The organism is Bacteroidota bacterium, from assembly GCA_013696965.1.
In the GTDB taxonomy this organism is placed as follows: domain Bacteria; phylum Bacteroidota; class Bacteroidia; order JACCXN01; family JACCXN01; genus JACCXN01.
On the sequence record JACCXN010000009.1, the window covers coordinates 83,095 to 101,628 of the forward strand.

General features: G+C 33.4%; 18 protein-coding genes. 8 read left to right on the plus strand and 10 right to left on the minus strand.

Features of this window, described 5'->3' with window-relative positions; all coding sequences use genetic code 11:
• Positions 1-56: 56 nt before the first annotated feature.
• Together H0V01_01570 and H0V01_01575 are read right to left on the minus strand one after the other, a co-directional pair.
• Positions 57-1,109, minus strand: coding sequence for a sensor histidine kinase (locus H0V01_01570; GenBank protein ID MBA2582057.1), 1,053 nt, complete (start codon positions 1,107-1,109; stop codon positions 57-59).
• Between the two features lie 76 nt (positions 1,110-1,185).
• Entirely contained in the window at positions 1,186-1,878 is a 693-nt protein-coding gene (locus H0V01_01575; protein MBA2582058.1) for a response regulator transcription factor, read from the minus strand.
• A gap of 323 nt (positions 1,879-2,201) precedes the next feature.
• On the opposite strand from H0V01_01575, the gene H0V01_01580 reads away from it, so the two are divergent.
• From H0V01_01580 to H0V01_01615, 8 genes are all read left to right on the plus strand, one after another.
• On the plus strand, positions 2,202-3,131 hold the full coding sequence (locus H0V01_01580; protein MBA2582059.1) for a PCMD domain-containing protein: 930 nt from the start codon (positions 2,202-2,204) through the stop codon (positions 3,129-3,131).
• 252 nt (positions 3,132-3,383) lie between these two features.
• Positions 3,384-3,824: a hypothetical protein gene (locus tag H0V01_01585; protein ID MBA2582060.1), complete on the plus strand. Its 441-nt coding sequence runs from the start codon at positions 3,384-3,386 to the stop codon at positions 3,822-3,824.
• Between the two features lie 81 nt (positions 3,825-3,905).
• Complete coding sequence (locus H0V01_01590; protein MBA2582061.1) at positions 3,906-4,592, plus strand: hypothetical protein; 687 nt, start codon at positions 3,906-3,908, stop codon at positions 4,590-4,592.
• Positions 4,558-4,950 carry a membrane protein insertion efficiency factor YidD gene (locus tag H0V01_01595; GenBank protein ID MBA2582062.1) on the plus strand — a complete coding sequence of 131 codons (393 nt, stop codon included), beginning with the start codon at positions 4,558-4,560 and terminating at the stop codon, positions 4,948-4,950. The genes H0V01_01590 and H0V01_01595 overlap by 35 nt, the downstream gene beginning before the upstream one ends.
• Positions 4,950-5,768: a hypothetical protein gene (locus tag H0V01_01600; protein MBA2582063.1), complete on the plus strand. Its 819-nt coding sequence runs from the start codon at positions 4,950-4,952 to the stop codon at positions 5,766-5,768. The genes H0V01_01595 and H0V01_01600 overlap by 1 nt, the downstream gene beginning before the upstream one ends.
• A complete protein-coding gene (locus H0V01_01605; GenBank protein ID MBA2582064.1) occupies positions 5,725-6,579 on the plus strand; it encodes a tetratricopeptide repeat protein in 855 nt (284 codons plus the stop codon). Before H0V01_01600 ends, H0V01_01605 begins: the two co-directional genes overlap by 44 nt.
• A 158-nt stretch (positions 6,580-6,737) precedes the next feature.
• Positions 6,738-7,607 carry a ChaN family lipoprotein gene (locus H0V01_01610; GenBank protein ID MBA2582065.1) on the plus strand — a complete coding sequence of 290 codons (870 nt, stop codon included), beginning with the start codon at positions 6,738-6,740 and terminating at the stop codon, positions 7,605-7,607.
• Positions 7,604-8,161, plus strand: coding sequence for a DNA-3-methyladenine glycosylase I (locus tag H0V01_01615; protein ID MBA2582066.1), 558 nt, complete (start codon positions 7,604-7,606; stop codon positions 8,159-8,161). Before H0V01_01610 ends, H0V01_01615 begins: the two co-directional genes overlap by 4 nt.
• Before the next feature lie 112 nt (positions 8,162-8,273).
• Here H0V01_01615 and H0V01_01620 read toward each other — a convergent pair whose 3' ends face one another.
• The 8 genes from H0V01_01620 to H0V01_01655 all read right to left on the minus strand — a co-directional run bounded on the left by H0V01_01620 (position 8,274) and on the right by H0V01_01655 (position 18,534).
• The gene (locus tag H0V01_01620; protein ID MBA2582067.1) at positions 8,274-10,229 is read right to left on the minus strand and encodes an ATP-binding cassette domain-containing protein; all 1,956 of its coding nucleotides are present in this window, start codon (positions 10,227-10,229) and stop codon (positions 8,274-8,276) included.
• 109 nt (positions 10,230-10,338) lie between these two features.
• Positions 10,339-11,187: a gliding motility protein GldN gene (gene gldN, locus H0V01_01625; GenBank protein ID MBA2582068.1), complete on the minus strand. Its 849-nt coding sequence runs from the start codon at positions 11,185-11,187 to the stop codon at positions 10,339-10,341.
• Positions 11,188-11,421: 234 nt separating this feature from the next.
• Complete coding sequence (gldN, locus tag H0V01_01630; GenBank protein ID MBA2582069.1) at positions 11,422-12,255, minus strand: gliding motility protein GldN; 834 nt, start codon at positions 12,253-12,255, stop codon at positions 11,422-11,424.
• A 23-nt stretch (positions 12,256-12,278) separates the two neighbouring features.
• Positions 12,279-13,880 (minus strand): gliding motility protein GldM, encoded by a 1,602-nt coding sequence (gldM, locus tag H0V01_01635; GenBank protein ID MBA2582070.1) that lies wholly within the window; start codon positions 13,878-13,880, stop codon positions 12,279-12,281.
• Between the two features lie 67 nt (positions 13,881-13,947).
• On the minus strand, positions 13,948-14,760 hold the full coding sequence (gene gldL / locus H0V01_01640) for a gliding motility protein GldL (protein ID MBA2582071.1): 813 nt from the start codon (positions 14,758-14,760) through the stop codon (positions 13,948-13,950).
• A gap of 78 nt (positions 14,761-14,838) precedes the next feature.
• Complete coding sequence (locus tag H0V01_01645; GenBank protein ID MBA2582072.1) at positions 14,839-16,131, minus strand: SUMF1/EgtB/PvdO family nonheme iron enzyme; 1,293 nt, start codon at positions 16,129-16,131, stop codon at positions 14,839-14,841.
• Between the two features lie 134 nt (positions 16,132-16,265).
• A complete protein-coding gene (locus tag H0V01_01650) occupies positions 16,266-17,228 on the minus strand; it encodes a type IX secretion system membrane protein PorP/SprF (protein MBA2582073.1) in 963 nt (320 codons plus the stop codon).
• A 142-nt stretch (positions 17,229-17,370) separates the two neighbouring features.
• Positions 17,371-18,534: a formimidoylglutamase gene (locus H0V01_01655; GenBank protein MBA2582074.1), complete on the minus strand. Its 1,164-nt coding sequence runs from the start codon at positions 18,532-18,534 to the stop codon at positions 17,371-17,373.

Consider the following 18,534-nt stretch of genomic DNA (forward strand, 5'->3'; position numbering starts at 1 on the left):
TTAATGAAACGTCACAAAAATAAGGAAAATTAGAATATAAGTTCCAAATCGGTCTTTCACTTTATCTTCTTTAATGTAAAAGAAAAAGTTGAACCTACACCTTCTGTGCTTCTTACGTTAATAGTCTGATCATGGGCCTCAATTATATGCTTTACAATAGCAAGTCCTAAACCAGAACCTCCTGATTCCCTGGACCGGCTTTTATCAACCCGATAGAACCTTTCAAATAAATGAGCAAGATGGTGAGCAGGAATTCCTATTCCATTGTCAGCTACCTCAATCAATATGTTTTCCTCCATGTCATAAAAGCGAATTTCCGTAAGTCCCTCTTTTTTTCCATAACGTATGGAATTTAGCATCAAATTGGTTAAAACTTGTCTTATACGGTCCTTATCTGCTTTTACCAAAACCGGTTTTTCGTTATCCTTTTTTATTTTAAAAACCACTCCTTTTTGTTTCGCATTCATCTGTAATGCATCTACAACATCTTTAGAAAGATCCACAATATCAAATTTAATAAAATCCATGACCAGTTGGCCTGTTTCAAGTTTTGTTACAGTATCAAGATCCTCAACAATATTAATCATTCTCTCCACGCTCCTTTCGGCCCTGATCAAATAATTCCGGTTAATAGTTTCATCTTCCAATCCTCCTTCCAGCAGCGTTAATACATATCCTTGAATATTAAACAAGGGTGTTTTTAATTCATGAGAAACATTTCCAATAAAATCCTTTCTGTATTGCTCCTGACTTTTGAGATCCTCAATTTCTTTATTGCTGCTTTGTGTCCAATTCACAACATCCCTGCTAACCTGATTTAATATATCAGTATCCAAATCAAAGGAATCAGGAAAATTGGCTCCGTTTATTTTCATACTGTGAATTGTTTTGTAAATGACCTTGATTTTTCGATAAATGAATCGTTCAATAACATATAATGAAACATAAAAACACAGGGCAAAAAGCAATAATCCACCAACTAATCCAGGAATAATTAGTTTGCTTCCCCTAAAATCCAATATATATATAAATGAAAGAAAGATTAAAAAAACAAGCAGACAAATAACTGCAATAAGAGAAGCAATTTTTTTGGGGGTTAATGATTTCAAAAGTATAGCTAAAAAATATTAATTTGAACAATATCAATAATACAAACAAAACTACTTGTTTTACGCAAATAGTAAATTAACGGAATTCAAACTTATAGCCCACTCCTTTTATTGTTTTTATATAGTCTTCACCTAATTTTTCTCTTAGTTTTCGAATATGAACATCAATTGTTCGATCTCCCACCACAACTTCCTCACCCCAAACTCTGTCTAAAATAACTTCCCTTGTAAACACATTGCCTGGTTTTGATGCAAGTAACGAAAGCAGTTCAAACTCTTTCTTAGGTAAATTAATTTGAACATTGTTTTTATAAATAACGTATTTTTCACGGTCTATAACTATTCCCCCTAAGTCTTGAAGGGAAGTTCCAGATTCATTTGAAACACCCGTAGATCTTCGAAGCAATGCCTTTACCCTGCTAACTAATACACGTGGTTTTATAGGCTTTGCAATATAATCATCTGCTCCTGCTTCAAATCCTGCAATTTGAGTATAGTCTTCATTTCTTGCAGTTAAAAAAGCAATTAAACTATCCTTAAATTTGGGATTCTCCCTGATTTGTATACACGTTTCAACACCATCCATTCCAGGCATCATTACATCTAAAATAAACAAAGATGGAATTATTTTTTCTGCCAATTCAATGGCTTCTTTTCCATTGGTTGAAGTATATACTTCAAATCCTTCCTTTTCCAGATTATACTTAATAAACTCTAAAATATCAGGTTCATCATCTACCAGTAAAATTCTAATTTTTTTTTCAGCCATCTTAATCTCTCAAGTTTTAAAAATAACGTTTTAAACCTTCGTTTCAAAATTAATAAATCCTTCATCTTGTAATGTTATGAAAACATTAAGGTTTAATGTAAATAGCAAATAAAACAACCTTTTATTTATAAATTCCATTTTGCAGCTATCTCAAAAAACAGGTTTTTTAATTGGAAAAAATATTCGGAAAATTGTTTTCGAACCAATTACGAACAACATTCAAAACCATTTCAATACTTACAAAATGCAGTTGAAGTCAAAAAAAAAATTCATTTGTTTCTTTTCTTCAATAAAATCAATAAATTTGAAAAAAAACAAACTTTATGAAAAGAAAAATACTTTTATTAGCAATTCTATCTGCTGGATTTTATGTTAAATCAACAGCTCAAACCGGAGTAATTCCAAACGGGGGTTTAAATACCTGGACAAATTTCTTTTTCACCTATGATGAACCTAATGGTTGGGCAACTTCCAATCAATATAAAGCGCTTGACATTTCAAATCCTGTTACAGTTTTTAAAACCACGGATAAATTTGAAGGAGGATTTGCCGCTAAAATAGAAACAAAACCAATGAATACTGCTCCCGCTGAGCAATTTGACACCCTTGGCTATCTGATTTGTGGAAGCGTTGATTTTTCAACGGCAGAAATAAAAGGTTTTCCTTATAGCGAGCGTCCCGATCGATTGGAATTTTATTATAAATATGCTCCTGTTTCTGAAGATGAAGGAGGGGTTTATGTTTCTTTAACCAAATGGGACAACACTACAGGAACAAGAATTACTGTGGCAGAGGGCGGAGCAGCCTTTACGGATAATGTTTCTCCTTACATCCTTAATGAAGCAATATTAGGATACAACACTGATGATGTTCCTGATAGCGCCTCTATTATTTTCCTTTCAAGCAATTTTCTATTTGGCACTCCACAAGTTGGTTCAGTGTTATTTGTTGATAATGTTTCTTTCCAGGGACAAGCTACAGTTACTGGAATAAAAAATGCTCCAATAGAACAGATCCAGCAGCCTGTTGCTTATCCAAATCCCTCTTCAACAGAAATAAATTTTAGAGCATCCAAAAATGCAACCAGGATTACTACTGCACATTTTGGAGGCAGTACCCAGGCAACCATTCATTTAGTAAATGGACAGGGCAAATTAGATACTTCTAATTTACCTGCAGGGATTTATTTTTACCAAATATTCATGGAGGATGAGCCAACGCCATTTCTTGGGAAATTTGTTGTTGTAAGATAACATTGCAAGTATGCTACAACCTTTAAAAGCATCCTAATCGAAGAAAATAAAAAACAGCAATTCCTGAATTTTTATACTACCAACCGTATCCCAATATGGTTGGTAGTTAATTCGAAAAAATAAAAATTCATTTGATTGGGTTATTATTATTGATGTAAAATCAAGCATTAAAATTGGGATTTTGTTTTGAATGGTCTGATTTTTCACCTTACAAATAATCGTTATATTTGTGTTCATAAAATCAAAAGTCATATGAAAAAAACTACATTAATTATCACTTTGTTTTTTTGCAGTTTTGCATTTCATTCAAAAGCATCCACCAGTATGTTTGAACTTGATTATGATCTTGTCAGTTCAGAATTAGCTGATCTTTCCGAACTTGAAAATTACCTTTCTATAAATGGAATAGTTTCTTTGGGTGAATTATCACTTACTGATAACATAATATTAAAGAAGCTAAATATTTCAAAAGAACTTTCAATGGTATCCCCTAATAACCTTCTCTTTAGAATTGAGGATATGGAATGGGGATCTTTCTTTTGGGGATTCTGTTGCTGGCCTATTGGTGTTTTCACCGTCCTTTTGAATGATGACAAAGATAGCAATCACAAAATTTCCTACTTAATAGGATTAGGCACTGCTTTCATTGCTTATTCACCTACATTCTTTTTCCGTCCACAAGGATGGAGGTAATAAAAATTACAAATCTTTTTAGTTATGGGCCGGCATTTTATTGCCGGCTCTTTTTTTAATTTTGTCACTAAAGCCAATTCAATGCTTAATACAAGGCATCTTTTAATAATTCTTGGTCTTACACTTTTACACTTTACCCAGGCATTTTCTCAGCAGTTTTACCGGATTAAAGCAGATTTTAGTATTAAGGAAAACAAACCGGATGGACAATCCCAATTAATTATGGGCCAGGTTTATTACGACAAGATTTATAAAAAAATAATTTACGATATAACCTTTCCTGAAAAAGGTGTACTAATTGTAACTGATACAGTGATATACAGGATTGAGAACAATAAAGTAATAAGTAAAACTCCAACTGGCAATTTAAATGACTTTTCTGTTTTTCACCTATCCTTAAATGGCGATTTAATCAATTTTGGCCTTAACAATTCACCTTACACAATAGGAACCATTGAAAAAAAAGAAAATTTAGTGATTTCCACCTGGATTCCACCTAAAAAATATGCTCATTTATTAGGAAAAACAATAATTTCACAAAAAGACAAACGCCTTTTTGGGCTGGTCTTTTTCACGCCAACCGAAGAAATAATAGGCAAGCAATTTTTCAGAAAATACATTAATACAAATGGACTGGAATTCCCATCAGAATTGGTACAGGTAACCTATTTTGACAATAAAGAATTTTACAAGATTACCACTTTTAAAAACATTATAATTGATGAATTCAAAAATGAAAATTTATATAACTATAATCTTCCTGATTAGTTTTGTCATTCCTTCAATGGTAATGGCACAGTCTACTTTTGAAATCTCAAAAATGAGAGAAGTATTGCATCCGCACACCAACAATATTGAATACAGCAGCGCCAAGAACAATACAAATGAAGTAGAGTACATTTTTTCAGGGCTTTTTCTTTTTTACAAAGCTTTTATTTCTTCCCAGGACGGGCAGTCATGTTCTTTTACCCCTTCGTGTTCTGAATTTGGAATGCAGGCTGTAAAAAAACAAGGACCTATATTAGGTGTTATAAATACAATTGATCGTCTTACAAGGTGCAATGGCTTGAGTCCTGAAAAATATAACAGAGATGATAAATCAAAACTCTTACACGACCCTTTATAATGTTTCTAAGAATTGTCTTTATTTGTATCCTTCTCTTATCAAACATAAGGGTAAAATCTCAGGATTTATTTAACCTGGAAAATTCCACCCAGTTTGCTGATTTTTTAAAGAGAACCAGGCAATTTGAGCATGCAGCCAGGGAATATGAACGAATTGCCTTTCTTGATGTTCAGAACAATGATATAAGGCTTTCGCTTATCCAAGTGTATTTTCTTTCCGCAGACTATGCAGAGGCCTTAAAAAAAGCCTCGAAAATATATCAATTCAATCAAAACCTTCCTCGCCTTTTTGCAATGGAATATTCGCGTTTAATGTTACTTAATGATTCCATTGCCCAATTAAATTCTTTTGTAACAAACAACCCTAATTTACAAATTGAAGATAATAGAAAAATAATAATGTATTCTTATATGCTAAATGAAAATTGGCAGCAGGCTGAAAAGATCCTAAAACAAATGCCAGAGGAATATTCCGAACACTCACTTGTGATAAAACAGGCTTTAAATCAAAAATACAAAAGCCCTTTGCTTGCCACAGGAATGTCTGCAATTATTCCTGGGGCAGGAAAAATATATACAAGAGATTGGAAAGACGGGTTATTTAGTTTCCTGGCTGTAGGATCATTGGCTTTTCAATCCTACAGAGGATTTTCAAAATATGGTACACAAGCCGGCTCGGGATGGATTTATGGGGGAATTGGAACAGTGTTTTATGCAGGAAACATTTACGGAACTCACAAAGCTGCAAAAAGGTATAATTCAAAATTAAAAGAAAGTGTTAAGGCAAAAACAAGGCATCTGCTTATTACTGGTTTTTAAAATTGCTTTTGTTTTAAATTTATCCGCTCAGGATATTGAACAAACTCTTGCGCTTGCAAACCAGCAATACGAAAAAGCTCAGTATACTCAAGCAATAAGTTATTATCAAAGAATACTATTTTTTGATAAAAAAAACTACAATTCACAAATCCACCATCGACTTGCAAATTGTTTTTTCAATACAGGAAATTACGAGAAGGCTGCCGAAAGCTACGATATTGCTTGGTATTCCGAGGAAAACGACAGCATAAAAACCGAATTGGTTTTTAAGAAAACATCAAGCCTGCTGCTTCAAAATAAATTTCAATTTGCGCTAATTGAAATATTAAACCTTAAGGATGATCTATCCATAGATTTTCAAAAACGAAAGGAATTTTATTCGGGAATAATCTATTTTGGATTGGAAGATTTTGTACGTTCTGAATCTCATTTCAAATTAGTTTTTTCAGAAAAAGTTTTTGTTAACGAACTTGAAAAACTATTTAAAAAGAATCAAAAAATTGAAAAATTAAATCCTAAAACCGCGCGAATATTAAGCATGGTAATTCCGGGTTTAGGGCAATTTTATTCAGGAGATATAAAAAACGGAATTAATTCTTTGTTATTAACCGGATTATTCGCCTATTTATATGTAAATACCGCTATAAATTTTAGTTTTCTGGAAGGTTACTTAATTGTTTTCCCTTGGTTTCATAGATACTATACTGGCGGATATAAAAGAGCTGGTATAAATACTGAAAAAATAAAATCAAACAAACGTGCTGTAATTTATCAGGAAATTATTACCCTTATTGAAAAATCAAATAGTTAATGCATTTTTGTTTTTAGAAAATCATAGGATTATTTATACTTTGTGCAGAGAATATTTAAAAACGTTCAATATTATTTGTCATACAAGAATAAAACTCAATGTGAAAATGCTTGACAATAGAAAAACAATAATAAATAAAATCTTAACAAACTCAAGTCATGAAAAACATTTCCAAATTTTCTGCTATATTTATTGTAGTAGTTATTCTGGTGTCCTTTTCTTTTAAAAACAAAAAGGACACTTATAAAATATACGATTCAAAAGGAAAGGAAGTATCTTATTCTGATGTTTTACTTGCCTCCCAAAAAGCTGAAATAATATTGTTTGGGGAGCTTCATAACAACCCTGTTATTCATTGGATGCAGCTTGAATTGACAAAAGATTTATATCAGAAAAAACCAAATTTAATAATGGGGGCTGAAATGCTTGAAGCGGATAATCAAATATTACTTAATGAATATCTGACAGGAAAAATAACCGAAAAAAATTTCAAGGCTGAAGCTAAATTATGGACAAATCACAATACAGATTATCAGCCATTAGTGAATTTTGCAAAAGAAAATAAATTGTCTTTTATAGCCACAAATGTTCCAAGACGATATGCCAGTATGGTATACAGTAAAGGAATTGACGAACTTCAAAGTTTAAGCAATGATGCAAAACAATGGATTGCCCCTCTACCAATGAAGTATGATTCCACATTAAAGGGTTACAGTGAAATCATTAAGGCTGCCGGTGGCCATGGTGGTGAGAATTTGCCTAAATCTCAAGCATTAAAAGATGCTACCATGTCCCATTTTATTTTAAAAAACTACAAGCCTGCATATACATTTATTCATTACCATGGATCATACCATTCAAATAATTTCGAAGGTATTTATTGGTATTTAAAACAAGAAAAAACTAAACTTAACATTTTAACAATTGCTTCTGTTGAACAACTAAACATTGATTCACTTTCCCAAGAATATTTAAATATGGCTGATTATATTTTTGTAATCCCGGAAAACATGACAAAAACGCATTGAAAACGATTTGCCCCTGGGTTTCTGACAACCAATTGTATATTGATTATCATGATAATGAATGGGGAATACCTGTTCATGATGATAGAAAATTATTTGAACTGCTCTTGCTTGAAACTTTTCAGGCAGGCCTTAATTGGCTTACAGTTTTAAAAAAAAGAGAAAATTTCAGGAAGGCTTTTGATAATTTCTATCCTGAAATAATTGCTAAATACGATCAGCAAAAAATTCAGGGTTTAATGACAAATGAGGGCATTATACGCAACAGATTAAAAATAATGGCTGCAATATCGAATGCTGATTCCTTCTTAAAAATTGTAAAAGAATATGGCAGCTTTGATAAATTTATCTGGAAATTCACAAGCCATAAAACGATTACAAATCAATGGAAAAACATAAATGAAATTCCTTCAAAAACAAAAGAATCAGACGAAATGAGCAAGGAATTGAAAAAGCATGGGTTTAAATTTGTAGGCTCTACAATTTGCTATGCATTCATGCAAGCTACGGGAATTGTAAATGATCATACCATGGACTGCTGGAGGCACAATAAATAATCGTGTTTACTCTGTTAGATGATACACAAACTCCTTGAATAATTTAGGATTAAACCAGGCCGAATAGTGAAAGATTAAGGTTTGCATTAGAAGCTAAAATTTAATTCCCAAATTATTTCTGAATCCCTTCTAATTCTGTTTGTAGTTTTTCCCACAAATTCAGTTCTTCTTCAAGTTGTTTTTTCAATTTTTCATACTCAGTAAAAAAAACTTTATCATTCATCATTAGCTTGTATTGCTCAGAATCCTGTAATTTTTCATCATTCAAAGCAATTTCCTTTTCCAGTCTTTCTATTTCCCTTTCTGATTTGCCAATCTGGTTGCTTAAACGCTTATTTTCCTTTTCTAATAGTTTTTTATCCTCGTTGGATAAATCAGAGGATTTTGGTTTTTCAATTTTAACTTCAGAAATTTTTTCCTGTTGATTTTTCTTTTCAACCTGTTCAAGCTCGTGCAAAGTACTCAATTTTCTTGTTGCAAGATATTCATAAACATCACCATAATGCTCACTAATATTTCCTCCGGCAAATTCAAAAACCTTATTGGTTAAGCCTTGCAAAAAATCCCTGTCGTGAGAAACTACAATTAATGTTCCGTCATATTTCATCAGTGCATTCTTCAGGACGTCTTTAGATCGCATGTCAAGGTGATTAGTGGGCTCATCTAACACCAGCAGATTTACTGGTTCAAGAAGAAGTTTACACATTGCCAATCTTGATTTTTCACCACCTGATAAAACTTTCACTTTCTTATCAACCGTATCTCCACTAAACAAAAATGATCCCAAAAGGCTACGTGCCTTTTTAAGCATATCGCCTCTTGCTGCATCTTCAATGGTTTGCAACACTGTTTTATTACCATCTAAGGATTCAGCTTGATTTTGGGCAAAATATCCTATTTCAACATTATGTCCAAGTTCCAGTTTACCTTCATTTTTTTCCAGTCCAGCAATTAACTTGCTTAAAGTAGATTTCCCCTGTCCGTTTTTTCCTACAAATGCAACACGTTCACCTCTTTCAATATCAAAATCAACTTTGTTTAATACTACATGATTATCGTATTGCTTCTTTAGGTTTTCGGCCAGCACCACAACTTTTCCTGAACGAGGAGAGGGTGGAAAATAAAAATTTATGGTTTGTAAATCTTCCTCATCAACCTCAATACGATCTATTTTATTCAAATGCTTTATTTTTGATTGCACTTGTATAGCTTTAGAAGCTTTTGATCTAAACCTGTCGATAAATTTTTCAGTTTCCTCAATTTGCTTTTGCTGATTTTTAAACGCAGATAATTGTTGTTCCCTTCTCTCGGTTCTTAATTCGATATATTTACTGTAAGATGCTTTATAATCATTTATTTTCCCCAGGGAAATTTCTATTGTCCGGGTGGTAACATTATCAAGAAATGCTCTATCATGAGATACAAGAACAACAGCTCCGCGATAGGTAAGCAGGAATTCTTCAAGCCACTGAATGGATTCGATATCAAGGTGGTTTGTAGGTTCATCAAGCAATAAAACATCTGAATTTTGAAGAAGTATTTTAGCAAGCTCAATTCTCATTCTCCACCCACCACTAAATTCATCCGTTAAACGGTTGAAATCATCCTTACTAAAACCTAATCCAAGAAGAATTTTTTCAATATCTGCCTCCATGGAATATCCGCCTATCATTGAAAATCTTTCATTGGCTTCATTTAGCTTATTAATGATATCATAATATCCCTCCGACTCATAATCAATTCTTGAAGTGAGTTGTTCATTGTAATATTCCAGATCCCTCTGAAGCTTTTTTGCCTCAACAAAAGCACTTGATGTTTCCTCAAAAACAGTCTTGCCATTATTGTGTTCCATTTCCTGTGGAAGGTATCCTATTGTTCCACCTGAGGGGATAGCTACATTTCCCTTTTCAGGCTCAATTTGTTTGGCAAGAATTTTTAATAGTGTTGATTTGCCTGCACCGTTTTTCCCGGTAAGTCCTATCCTGTCCTTGGTGTTTACAATAAAAGATACATTGTCAAAAAGACTGGTGCCGGTAAAATGTATGGAAAGTTGGTTAACTGATATCATCTATATAATTGAAAATTCTGCAAAAGTACAAAATAAGAACTATCTACAGAGGATCATAGTATATATTAGTGAAAAAGGAAGCAAAAATTCTGACAAATAGGCTATAAATCTAATAATGCCATAGATCCTGCTCAAAATTAAAAATATCTTCCTTTATTTTTTCAGCCTCAAGTATAGCATCAAGGCCTGTTGAATAATCTTCAACAGCCCGGTCATACACATTTGATTCTTTTACTACATAACTATTAAACATCCTTTTCCAGAAAATATCATCGTAAGTTATTCTTTGCGCATCATTATTACGGTTATATGTTTCGGCATTAATAAAAATATCCCTGCAGTTTGGAAAATACAACCAGAATGGTATTGTTTTTCCTCTTTCAAATCCCTCATCATCTTTAGTAATTACAATAGGTGCTATACCAACTATTCTAACATCCATAACAGACCGTTGCTTATCAAAAAACCAGTCTTCTTTAAGTTGGTATTGAATAACATCCCTTGATTCAATTTTGATAGTATCAGTAATTTCAAAAAATTCACCCGGATTATTCGGATCCTCTACTTGTTTTATTGTAATTTTTTGAAGAGCTTCAAGTGCTTGATCCTTTGTTAACTGTGTTCTAAAATCATCATTTGCAGGATCAAAAGCATATAAGTCTCCATTTTCAATACCTGCAACAATAACATCAAAAAGAGATTTCCTACCATTTGAGGGTTCATTTGGAAAGTATAAGGGATGATTCAATTTTTCTCGAAGATCAATCCTTCTCCATATCCTTTTTGACCACATTACATCTGCCTCGCGTAAACTAGTATAAGAAATAGGTTCTCTTTCTTTGTTATTCAGTTTTTCATATATACCATCCTCAATCACTTTCATTGTTTGATCTTGTGCATATGAAAAAGTAGTAATAAATACAACAGCAATAACTAAGATGGGCTTTACAATATTCATAACCAGTAGTATTAAAGTTTATATTAACAATGCAACGTTTTCAAAAGTGGTTTATTTTAAACTTGTTGGCCTCATAGGAACCATAGTGCATTTTTAATCTAAAAAGGCTTAATGTATTTAATACAAGGAAGGTGGTATAAATATTTATAAGAGAGAGAGGCAGGGAAATAAACAAATAAAAAAAGGGACTCAATCTAAACGACAGAGCCCCTTTTTATAAATCTAGTTAAGCTTTTAATAATGCCACATATCCATTTCCATTGTAAAAATATCGTTTTTAATTTTTTCGGCCTCAAGCAATGCATCAAGTCCTGTATTATAAGAAGCGATGTCTCTGTCATAAACATTTGTTTGTTTAGTAATATAACTACCAAACATTCTTTTCCAGAAAATATCTTCGTAAGTTCTACGCTCTGCATCATTGGTGCGGTTGAAGGTTTCTGCATTAGCAAACACTTCTCTGCAATTTGGGAAATACAACCAAAAAAGCATAGTTTTTCCCCTTTCAGCACCATCCGCATCACGAGTAATAATAATAGGTGCTATCCCAATAATTCTAACATCCAGAACAGAACGTTGCCTATCAAAAAACCAATCTTCTTTAATTAAATATTGAATAACATCCCTTGATTCCACATTATTGGTATCAATAACTTCGAAATACATTCCTGGATTATTTGGATCCTCCGCTTGCTTGGTAACAATTTTCGACATTGTTTCAAGAGCTTGGGCCTTGGTGAGTTGAACCCTAAAATCATCTTGAGTATTATCGAATGCCAACAGTGAGCCTTCATTTACTCCCTTTTTAATAACATCAAAAAGCGACATTCTGCCATTAACAGGCTCATTAGGATAATAAAGAGGGTGATTGATTTTTTCTCTTAAATCAATTGTTCTCCAAATCCTATGGCTCCACATTACATCAGCCTCTCGTAAACTTGTATAAGGAATTGGGTTACGGGTAGGAGTATGTTCCTTTACGTAAAGTCCATCCAAAACCTGAGCTTCAAGCAAAGATGGTATAGCTGCAAATACAGTTACTGCTAATAATAATCTGGCAAATTTCATATAGCGCCCTCCAATGGTTTAAATTACATTACTTTTAAGTTAATTGGGCTTAAGGTCCTAATGGTACCATCTTCACCTTTAACTTTAATATTTTCAATATACACCTTCGCACCTGGTTTAACACTTTTCAACAGAGATTTTTGTTCCTCTGTAATCATATTGCTTTTTGAGGTTTTATTCTGTTCAAAACCACCAATTGTTGCAGTAATATCAAATTCAAGTACTTTAAATTTAAGGTCAAAATCAAAATTTTCAAGATCGGCAATCACACCAAGTGCTGTTGTTAAATCACTTCTTGAAATATTAGCTGCACCTTTTTTACCAGCAAACATAGCAACTGGATCCGGTACCCTTTTAACCCTAAATTCAGCACTTCCCATAGAAGTAGTAGCTGAACCAATTTTTGCAGAAACATTTACTGTGGCTTTAACTCCACTTTGTACTCTTGCGATGTATTTTCCTCTAGAACCAGAAAGTGTACCTCCAGCTAATGTTGGAACTATGTTCTCGGCAGCTATTCCCGAAACAGAGATATCTAGAGGGTTATCAACTCCAATATACAGCACGTTCATTTTAGTAGGAGAAACAACAACACCGCCTTTAGCAACCATATATTCAGTTTTAAAAGGGTAAGGTTTAACAGTACCGTCAGGAGCTTTAATATTTATAATACCTCTTACAGTCTGAGGTCCTTCAGCTACACTTTTCCTGCTGAACTTACCTATACCATTATTTACATTAACTGCAGATGGATCACCTTTAAACTGATATGAAACCGTATCTAATTCACCTACTAAAACTTCAGGATTTTGAGTACTGCTGTACGCAGCAACAAAAATATCTGCTTTAAAGGAATCACCTAATATTACGTAATTTGATTGGGGGATAACTTTGGCAACAACCACATCAAATTTAAAATCCCCAGCATCTACTTCACTAAAAAGTGCTTTTACTATATCGGATTCAGCATTTCTTATATCTGTTTGAAGTTTAGATAAAATGGTAACAGTAGCTGCTAATGGAGTGTGATCAAAGTTTAAAACCTCCCAGCCAACATTAACTCCATTTTGATTGGCACCTTCTAAAACAAGTCCAATATTCATGTTTGACCTATATTTCTCATCAATAAGCTCTAACATTTTTCCTCTGAATGACTCGATTTTGAGTTTTAACTCATTGGCGCTAAATTCATCTGTTCTTGGAGATGCTGGTTCACTTCCAATTAAAATATTGGTAGGAGTACCATAATCATCTTTTGCCTCTACTTTGGTAAGACTCAAAGAATCATCAGGAATAGATGGATCAATTTTATCAGTTGCCCTAATTAATTTAAACTTAATTTGGTCAATATGATCAATTAATTCCTTTGATAATTTTTTTGCCTCATTTGCCTTATCCCAATATTTCTTAACCTTATCCTTATTTTCAGCATATGCTTTATCAAAGGCACTGTATGCTACATCGTTTTTACTTCCAAATGTAATATTTGTAGCTTCCAAGCTGTCATTGATCATAACAAAGGCATTTAAAATGTCTTTGGATATATTCATTGCCAGAAGTGCCGTCAACACAAGGTACATCATTCCGATCATCTTCTGCCGTGGTGGTAATTTGCCGCCTCCCATTATTTAAAAATTATTATAGAGTTAAAATATTAAGATTAATTATGATTCTGTTTGGAATTTGAATGGATTATGCTCTAACATTCATTGCATTAAGCATATTGCCATAAACTGTATTTAAGGCACCCAGATTTTTAGCTAAATCAGCTATATTTTCTTTATACTTCTGGGTATCCTCAAGAGAATCATTTAGATTTTGCATAAGTTGTCCAATTCCATCATACATTTTATTGGTAACCTGCAATTGATCGTTAGAACTTTGGTATTGTAATTCATAAACAGAATTCAAAGCAGCAAGATTTTTGGAAACCTTTGCAAGTTGTTCACTGTAATTAGCTCCATTTTCAGAAGATACTGAAAGAGAAGACAATGACTCGGATGCTTTTATATAAGACTCATCAAGTTGTTTCATTGAACCTGAAGCAGATTTAATGTTACTAACAAATTCGGTAGTTGCAGCTGATGCATCAGTAATGTTATTCAGTTTAGATGTTTGATCGCTTAATGCTCTCAAGCCGGTTCCAAGACTAGCCAATAACTCTGGTTCTATTTTGGCTTCCTCAAGCATTTTATCAAGTTGTTCAGTAATGGTTCCTGTTTCTTCCTCTTCTACTGCAAATTCATCATGCCCACCATGTCCATGTTCTCCTCTTAATTCAGGATATACAAGACTCCAATCTGGATCTTCGTGAATAGGTTCAAAAGCGGAGAAAAAGAAAATAACAGCTTCAATACTCAATCCTGCTACAAGCATAGGGCCTGCAAATGGCCAATGCTGAATTTTAAACATCGCACCTACGATTACAATAGCAGCTCCCCAGCCATATAAGTAACCCATGAATTTTTTACCGCCTTTTGATTGAAGTGATGAAATGAATCCCATAATGTGTTTTTTTTTAAATTGGTATTAATAAATGTTAGAATTAAACTCGATTTTTTTTGTGAACTATTTTTATGCTAGTTATAAATCATCCCCTTTAGCCCTGCCTAAATAAGTCATTACAGATCTAAAGCCAATATAACATTTTGCGGTATCTTGATATTCATAAGTACGGGTTCCATTTTGCAGGTAATATCCAATATCTTTCCAGGAACCACCTCTAATAACTTTTCTTTTCAAGGTTTCAGCATCGGTATCTTTTGCATCATATTGATAATCCATGTTAAGGTCATGAGCAAAATTATATGCGGATTCATCAAAAGCATTGTTTGTCCATTCAGATACATTTCCTGACATACAAAACAAACCGTAATCATTTGGAGAGTATGAAGTTACCTTTACAGTATGAAATCCTCCATCATCAACATAATTACCTCTTAAAGGCTTGAAATTCCCAAGGAAGCAACCACGGCTGTTTCTAATATAAGGGCCGCCCCAAGGATATGGAGAAAGATCCAAACCACCTCTTGATGCATACTCCCACTCCGATTCTGTTGGCAATCTAAAATCCTGAACAAATGTGCTTCCAATAGAAGCCAAATAGCTATTGAACAATTGTGTTCTCCATATACAAAATGCGCGTGCTTGTTTCCAATTCACACCAACTACAGGATATTCATCAAAAGCAGGATGCCAAAAATACATATTAGTCATTGGCTCATTAAAAGAATAAGTAAAATCATGAATCCAGGCAAGGGTATCAGGATAAACATTAATTATATCCTTTTTAATGAATACAGATCTGTCGGTTTTGCCTTGTTCACGATTTTCTCGCTTTGCTGCTTCACGCAAATCAATCCAATAATACTCAAAATCAAGTTTTCTGGTATCAATTTCTTTACGTCTGTAAAAACGCTCATTTTCCGGGTAAAACATATCAATGGTTGCTTCTCTAACTTCAGGTTTATCCCAACGCAATTTAGCATCCCAGTTAATATTTGGAGGGTCTATATCTTCTCCGTATTCATCAGTGGTAATTAAATATGTAGCTTCATCCTCCTCACCCATTAGCCTTCTTGCAATGGAATCTCTAACCCAATACACGAATTGTCTGTATTCGTTATTTGTAATTTCTGTTTCATCCATATAAAATGCTTGAATAGAAACAGTTTTAGATTGTGCAGTTTGAGCATAAGGCATATCCTGATCACTAGGGCCCATGTTATAACTTCCCATTGGAATATAAACCATTCCAAACGGATCGGGTTGAAACCAATCTTCACGACCCTGTACTCCGACCAATTGGCCTTGATTAGGGTTACCGCATCCTGCGATAAGAGCAGCGCCAAATATAATTATGAGAATTTTTTTCATCTTTCCCTAGTTTAAGAATAAGTTCTCCATAAATCTTTCTTAGAAACAAAATCACCATACAATTAGTATGATGATTTATTACAAGTGAGATTTTTAACGGAGTATATTGTTTTTTGTTACAAAAAAATTAAAATTTATAAAAATCTAACGTTCCGGTGTTTTGAAACTTTAGGTCTGTCAGGTATTATAAAGCAATAACCAAGCATAATTTCATGTGTATTAACTCTTTTATTGTTTTCGCCTGACCTAGCCATACCTGAAGTTGTGAAATCATATGCATATCCTATTTTCACCCCACTTTGATGCTGAAATCCCAGCAATACAACAACAGCATCTTTCATACGATATGACAACCCCGCCCAAACCATTTTATTGTATAAAACATTCACATTTAAGTCTAATTGTGTGCTGGAAGCATCTGTTTTAATAAAAACAGATGGTTTAATATCTAATTCGTCAGTTAATCTTGCAGAATATCCTGCCATTATATAATAATGTCTTGCGAAGTCAAAATTTAAAGAATAATTATTAGGGGCTGATCCTCCGATGGCATCTGCAGTAGATGCAGGAAGTCTTGTTGAAGATAGTCCTACATATAATTGTTCGCCAATGTTATAATACAATCCAAATGAAGCATCAAGTACCATATCACTTACACTTTCATTAGGAATAGATGAATCCTGAGTATAATCATCTATTGCTCTCCAGCTACCTTTAATTGCGTGAGATATAAAACCTACATTGGCTCCTATTCCCAAAATACCATTACCAAGTGCAAGTCTGTATGCATAGCCAAAATTCACAATACTGGTATTAAAAAACCCAATTTTATCTTGCATTACATTTAATCCAACCCCTCCACGAAGCATTTTAACTGGGGCATCCACACTAAGAAGAAAGGTTTTTGGAGCTCCATCCCCAAAGCCTGCCCACTGTTGTCTTCCCAGTAGAGTTGCACAAATGGCATTACTACTGCCCGCATAACCAGGATTAATTGCAAGTTTGTTAAACATGTTTTGACTGAATTGGGCATCTTGTTGAGAATAGCCAATTGCCGTTGAAAATAGAAGTGACAAAGAGATAATTATTTTCTTCATATATTATATTTATCTTGTTTTAATGATTTTATAGGCACTCCTACACCCTACTATACACAAATAAGGTTGCTAAAATAGATATAATAAATTTCTAAAAAAAATTTTTTTAATAATTAATTGTTAATAACATCTAAAAAGTTGGCTAACTTAGTTTCAAATAGGTGGTCCACCATCTATCTGGCATTTCATCATTACAGGCAACTTGATAGTCTTTATAGGAACATGGAACTAAATGATGCCTACTGTATTTAACTTTTTTATTTACAGGAAAAGGCACATCCATCCACCATCGATCACTTTTATTGCTTTTATAAAAAATAATTTCGTGTTTATTGTCCTTTATTGCAACCCTGTATTTTAAATAATCTGATTTTTCACCGATTGGAAAATCCTTTTTCCGGTTACAGTATCCATCAATAAAATACCAAATCATTTGTGAGACTAAATGTGCAGTTTGGTTGTTAATATCGTTTAATGGATTGATCTCATAAAAACCAATTGAAGTAAGTTTGTCGCTCATTCCGGCATACCTGGAAATCTGGCAAGCCTCCTCTCCATAAAAACCATTAGGTGTAGATGATTTACATCCTGGAGCATCTGAATATCTAACTGAAGAAATATCAAAACTTAATATATCTGCATTCCTTATTACCGGTTCAACTTCCTCAAAGTTATCTCTTACCTGTCCAAGTCTATGTGCATCGAAATTCAGTTTGGCCATTAATTCAAGCAGATTTTGATCCACCAAATAGGATTGGTAACCTACATTGCTGTAATTAAACAAATAATTTGGTTCATGAAGAATAATCTGACTTAAATAGGACCTGGAGTTCAAATCGCCTTCAACAGGACCCAGATCAAATGAAGAATCAATAGTGACAATGTTTACTGTCTGTTCAAGATTTTCATATGCCAGGTAATTGGCATAGGTAAGATCTTGTCCCCCACCTATGATTAGTGGCATTATATTGTTTTTTATTAAAAATGAAATAGCACTTGATAGGGCATAATAAGTATCTTCTACAGTATGTCCAGCACTTATATTTCCAAGATCAATAATACTTGCAAGATGATTTGCACCTGGATAAAGCTTGTAAAGGCTATTTCTAACTGCATCCGGAGCCTGGGAACAACCTAGGTTATCAATTGATCGCCTGTCTTCATTTACCCCAATTATTGCAATTTTACAACCAGAAACATCAGGAAAATCAAGTCCATTGTTAAAAAGGGTTAAAGAACCGATAGTTCCAGGTGAAAAGTTGATGTTTTGGAGCTTTATTGGCTCAAAAAATATTGAAATATCCAT